Raw genomic sequence first — 736 nt, 5'->3', positions numbered from 1 at the left:
CCAAGAAGCTCTCCGCCTCCGAGGTCCGCATCGGGTACTTCCCGAACCTGACGCACGCCACCGCTCTGGTCGGCCTCCAGGAGGGCCTGATCGAGAAGGAACTGAACGGCACCAAGATCAAGCCGCAGTCCTTCAACGCCGGCCCGTCCGAGATCGAAGCCCTCAACGGCGGCTCTCTCGACATCGGCTTCATCGGCCCCTCGCCGTCGATCAACGGCTACGTCAAGTCCAAGGGCCAGAACCTGCGGATCATCTCCGGCTCCGCCTCCGGCGGCGTCAAGCTGGTCGTGAACCCGGACAAGATCAAGACCCTGGACGACCTCAAGGGCAAGAAGATCGCCACCCCCCAGAAGGGGAACACGCAGGACGTCGCGTTCCTCAACTGGATCTCCGAGAAGGGCTGGTCGGTCGACCCCGAGTCCGGCAAGGGCGACGTCTCCGTCGTCCGCACGGACAACAAGGTCACCCCGGACGCCTTCAAGCAGGGCTCGATCGACGGCGCCTGGGTGCCGGAGCCCACGGCCTCCAAGCTCGTCTCCGAGGGCGGTTCCGTCCTCCTCGACGAAACGGCCCTGTGGCCCGACAAGAAGTTCGTGATCACGAACGTCATCGTGTCGCAGAAGTTCCTCAAGGAGCACGCCGACGTGGTGGAGGCCGTGCTCAAGGGCACGGTGAAGACCAACGAGTGGATCAACGCCAACCCGGACAAGGCCAAGGCCTCCGCCAACGCCAAGCT

1 protein-coding gene is annotated in these 736 nt (G+C 64.7%); it reads left to right on the top strand.

Going from position 1 to position 736, the window contains the following annotated elements; translation table 11 throughout:
• On the top strand, positions 1-736 hold a 736-nt coding region (locus ACEPPI_RS40555), incomplete at both ends, for an ABC transporter substrate-binding protein (RefSeq protein ID WP_373920248.1).

It is taken from the genome of Streptomyces sp. AB3(2024) (genome assembly GCF_041862025.1).
In the GTDB taxonomy this organism is placed as follows: domain Bacteria; phylum Actinomycetota; class Actinomycetes; order Streptomycetales; family Streptomycetaceae; genus Streptomyces.
The sequence above is the reverse complement of the archived record's forward strand: the minus strand, read 5'-3'. Positions and strand labels throughout refer to the sequence as shown.